The sequence below is a fragment of the Marinospirillum sp. genome, assembly GCF_014859565.1.
This window is the reverse complement of the sequence record NZ_JACUUA010000257.1, coordinates 1-4,228: the sequence shown is the minus strand read 5'-3', so window position 1 is coordinate 4,228 and position 4,228 is coordinate 1. Positions and strand designations below refer to the sequence as shown.

General features: G+C 54.9%; 5 protein-coding genes. All 5 read right to left on the bottom strand.

Annotated elements, in window-relative coordinates; all coding sequences use genetic code 11:
- Positions 1–95: 95 nt before the first annotated feature.
- Entirely contained in the window at positions 96–1,280 is a 1,185-nt protein-coding gene (cmr6, locus tag IBX50_RS17795; protein ID WP_292257662.1) for a type III-B CRISPR module RAMP protein Cmr6, read from the bottom strand.
- A gap of 11 nt (positions 1,281–1,291) precedes the next feature.
- Complete coding sequence (cmr5, locus tag IBX50_RS17790; protein ID WP_292257660.1) at positions 1,292–1,852, bottom strand: type III-B CRISPR module-associated protein Cmr5; 561 nt, start codon at positions 1,850–1,852, stop codon at positions 1,292–1,294.
- Positions 1,852–2,772, bottom strand: coding sequence for a type III-B CRISPR module RAMP protein Cmr4 (gene cmr4 / locus IBX50_RS17785; RefSeq protein WP_292257658.1), 921 nt, complete (start codon positions 2,770–2,772; stop codon positions 1,852–1,854). Before cmr4 ends, cmr5 begins: the two co-directional genes overlap by 1 nt.
- Before the next feature lie 57 nt (positions 2,773–2,829).
- Positions 2,830–4,002, bottom strand: coding sequence for a type III-B CRISPR module-associated Cmr3 family protein (locus IBX50_RS17780; RefSeq protein ID WP_292257656.1), 1,173 nt, complete (start codon positions 4,000–4,002; stop codon positions 2,830–2,832).
- Positions 3,999–4,228: hypothetical protein (locus IBX50_RS17775; RefSeq protein WP_292257654.1), on the bottom strand; the 230-nt coding region annotated here is incomplete at its 5' end. The genes IBX50_RS17775 and IBX50_RS17780, both read right to left, overlap by 4 nt.

Genomic DNA, 4,228 nt, shown 5'->3' with positions numbered 1-4,228 from the left:
GTTCGAACCCTTCCCCGCTTTAAAGGGGATTGAAAAAGCCCGCGACCTGTCACTGGTTGCGGGCTTTTTGTTTTGGGCGTTGTAAAAAGAGCAGATTAAGCTGAGTCTACACCCAGCGCATTCAGGAGTGCCTTGTAATCCTTCTCCTTTTTTTTGCTGACATGGCGCTGATATGCTTTACCTAGCTGGTACAGCGCCTGTTTATCGGCTTTTGCCCAGTCAACGCCTTCCTCCAGTGTGGCGGTTAATTGACTGAAAAAACCTGCGCCGCTGCCCGCATTTTGATTCTGCGGCAGTTCGCTGAGTTTTCGCAGGGCTTCAACCCGCTGCGCTTGGGGAGAAAGCTGTGCCAGTTTTTGTGCTTCCTGCTGTTCTGCCAGGGCGGTTTCTTGCTGCCGATCCAGGCGCGTGACTTCTTCCTGCTCCTTGTCGCTCAGGCAACGAAAACTGCCATAGCCTGCGCCGGTTTTGGCACCCGCACCCGCATGGGTGAGGGCTTGTTCCAGCGCCTTGGCAACCAGTTGCAGCAGTTGCGCGGTGTCACCTTGCTGCACACGGGGCGCAAAGCTGAAATGCAGTAAGCAGTTACGCGCCGCTAAAAAGCACACCGGGTTGGGATCGTGCCAGTCGGCGGGCTGGTTGGCGGCTTCTCTGGCTTCTGCACCACCGCCTTTTTGATACCAGCCGCCTGCGTGGGGGGTCATGGTGTCTAAAAGCAGCTCTATGGGTTTAAACGGCAGGGCATCAAAAAAGATAATTTCGCCGGTTCCCGTTTCTTCAATCACTTCTTTGGGGTCTTTATCATCACTGCCAAATAGACGATGGAACAGGTTTTTTGCGCCCTCATCTTGACCGAGCTGGCGCTCTAGCCAGGAGCGTACTAGCCCCTTAACACCACTGCCGGGCAGGTAGGGCACCGCCAGCGTGGGGTGGAATAAAAAACCATTTTCAATGGGGTGGGGGTTGCCTAACCCAGTGGCGAAGTGGCCTTCGCTGTGCAGGAGTAGGCTGCGCCCCTGGCAGGCTTGCACCAGGCTTTTCTGGCGAAAATAGGCAGCCTTTAATCTGGCATCAGCACCGCAACGCCCCTGCCCTAGGTGGCCTGTCAGGCTTTCTAAAAAGATCTTCTTGGCATCAGCTTCCACCTTGTACTCGGCGTTGTACTGGTTAAAAAAACGCTCAAACCACAGGCCCGAGTGAGCGCCTTGTAATTCCAGGTTGCGTAGTTCGCCAGCGCCCGAAGGAATGGGATGCGTTTCATACTGATAAAGCGGTAGCATTGGCCTTCTCCCTAGTCATCATTGCCGCTGTCTTCTTCTGCTTGAATTAAGCCTTGTGCGAATTTTTTCACCCAGATCATCAAGGCTTGGGTTTCTGCGGTGGCTAAACGATAAGCTTGTTGGTCGCCCTGAGTAATGGCGTACAGCAGCTTGGGCGCGGGTGCTTCTTTTGCAGCGGCATACACCTGGCCTTCATCGGTCAGCCAGTCTTCCACCAACTGATAAATCACGCCATAGGCTTCATGGTCATTGCGCTTGGAATAGAAGAAGGCCGCCGCCTGGCCAAAGCCATTGGCCTGCACCATGCTGGGAAAGCGCCGTGAAAAGCTTTTTACCTGGCTGTGTTTGTACCTGCCGCCTTCTTGTTTGTTCACTGCTTCTGTAATGCGCTTGAGGGCAAAGGCGGCACGTTGTTGTTCAATCAGGCGCAAGCCTTCAGTATTCACTTTAACTGCTGGCTTAGCTGTGCTGGCTGGCGGGTTGGCAGTCTGTTGCTTTTGTTGGGCTTCTTCAGGGGGTACATAATGTGCCTGTGCCTGATTAGGTTTTGACTTTTTCTTGTATTTTGCCATTAGCCTTGACCTCCTTGATTCCATTGAGGCTGGGCAACCCGGCACCAGCCCATGCCGGTGGTTTCATTGCCACCAATTTGTACATAGGGTTGCTGAAACAGTCCGCCTAGCGTGCGCTGGAGCAGTTCAGCCGCTGCACACTCATGTTTTTCTTTGCGTGAGGGTTGGCAGCCAATCACCGTGTAGAGCAGGGTGTCCTGGGGCAGGTTTTCTTCATACCAGAGCGCACCGTTTTTCACGATTTTGGTGGCGCTGTCAATGGCAATATGCGGCAATACCGGCAGGGCGCTGATGCAGAGATGCTTGAAGCTGTCGTTATCCACCAAGAGCAACTGTTCTTGCAGCGCTTGGCGCTGGTCTTCACGCGGAACGCCGGGAATGGCGGCAATGAGCGGGAAGATGAGGTCGATCCAAGCCGCGCTGTTTTCCCAGGTGGTTAAACCCAGTTTGAACTCTTCCAGATAGATGGCAGTGCGGTTTTCTGGTTGGGGACTAGCGGCTTGGGTTGCACTGAGTTGTGGCAGCTTGGGCGGTTCGGGCACCTGAGCTTGGCTGCGTGCTAAATCAGTCAGCAAGCGCTGCAAAAGCGCTGGGCAGGTGACCAGTTTAAAGTGGCTGGTCAAGGAGCGCACCGGCAGCAGCAGTAAACGCGCATCGCTGACCAGGAGTGCGCCAGCATGTTCACTGGCGTTGCTAGTGTCTGGGCCAAAGGCTTGTTGAATCAGAGTGGGTTCCATCGCCGCGTTGGTTTCTGCCCGCGCCCGCAGTGCGCCCTTCATGGAGGAGCCATAGACACAAGGCCAGTTGCTGTGGGCTTCTTTTTGAATCGGCAGGTCGATGACATCTTCTTTGCTGCCGCCGCCTGCATGCAAGGGGGTTTCGCAGGTCAGGCCGAGAATTTGGTGTGCCATTGCAGTCATTGTTGCTTCCTTTTGTGAGTTGATCGTGTATGCAAATGAAAAATTATTGCTACCACTTTATTTCCACCAACCTACTTGCAGACGGCCATAACCCCAGGCGGTAGCTTCACCGTAGGCTTGGGCTTGAATGGCTTGAATTTCAGCCAGGCTGGGCAGGGAGTCATCCAGTTTCTGACAATAGTAGAGGCCGCCGGGGGCATTGAGTGAAGCCAGAGGTTTGGGCTGGCGTTTTTTCTGATCCCAGCCGCCTAAGCGCAAGGGGCGTGGTAGTACGGCAGCGATTAGCTTTAATGCCACTCCAGCCAATTCGCCTTGCCAATGGGTCGTCAAGCCTGCGCTATTTTGCACCGGCACAAAACCGGGCAGGCACCAGCTCAACTCACTTTCTGGGTTAAAACGCGCCGGACTGGTCAGTAACAGGGTGATGCCTTGTGCTGAATCATCAGCGGCCAAATCGGCAGCTGGCGCAGTCGGTTGCAGTAGGGCAAACTTTACCGCCGCTTCACGCCCTTCACCGCCCAGTCTAATACTGCTGGTGGTGGGCAGACGACTGAGCAACATTTCATCCAGGCCATCAATCAACACTTCGAGATGCCAGTCTTTTTCACCTGTCGAGCGCAGGTGGCGAGTCTGATACAGCAGGCCGTCTTTTACCCTACCCCTGGTGTTATCACGCCCGATACCTAGGCGCGGTTCTATGGCGAGGAGTTCCTTTTGTGGAATCAGAGTGGCCTCATCAGGAATACCCCCAGCCAGCCAGGTGTTGAGTCCTTTTTGAGTGATGTAGTGGTTGTCGAGCGGTTTGCTACCCGCTGGAGCCTGCATTTCGGGCAGGCGCACCTCACCCAGATCACAACGCAGGGGGTCACCAATGCTCAAACGGTGGTAGGTGGTGGTTTCTTCTTGCCCCGCAAGGGTCTGATGGCGTAATAAATCCTGGGGGGCGGGGTAAACCGCTTCACCGCCAACGCACAAGCGCAGCTCGGCTAGACGAAAAGCGCCCAGGTGTTCACCATCACCAAGCAGGTCTTGGTGCTTTCCTTGCCCTTCTTTAAATTCTTGCCAGTTGATGCCCAGCAGATCACCGAGCAGGGTACGCAGCGCCCCGGCAACTGTGCTGGCAGGGGGTGGAAAGATAGAATCCAGCTGCCCAACGCCGACGGCATCATGCGAGCGGGCTTCACGGAAAAACCAGGTGTCGACGGGGGTAAGTGTGCATTGCAACATCATACAGCCTGCTCCTTTTGGCGTTTTTTGCTTGCGGGAAGTACCGCCTGCTGGGTGAGGAAACGAATCAAGCGCAGGGCATCTTCATCAAATTGATTCAAGGGATCAATGCGTGCTTCTCCGGTGTGTTCATCAACACGGCGGCCTTGTCGCTGCCCTATAGCGAGCAACAGGGGCACCAATTCTTGTAATACCTGACCGCGCTCCTTGCCTTGGCCGAGGTTTAAAC

Excerpts from the sequence above, each read along its gene's own strand:
- cmr6 (WP_292257662.1), bottom strand. The coding sequence starts at position 1,280 with ATGCTACCGCTTTATCAGTATGAAACGCATCCCATTCCTTCGGGCGCT.
- cmr5 (WP_292257660.1), bottom strand. The coding sequence starts at position 1,852 with ATGGCAAAATACAAGAAAAAGTCAAAACCTAATCAGGCACAGGCACAT.
- cmr4 (WP_292257658.1), bottom strand. The coding sequence starts at position 2,772 with ATGACTGCAATGGCACACCAAATTCTCGGCCTGACCTGCGAAACCCCC.
- IBX50_RS17780 (WP_292257656.1), bottom strand. The coding sequence starts at position 4,002 with ATGATGTTGCAATGCACACTTACCCCCGTCGACACCTGGTTTTTCCGT.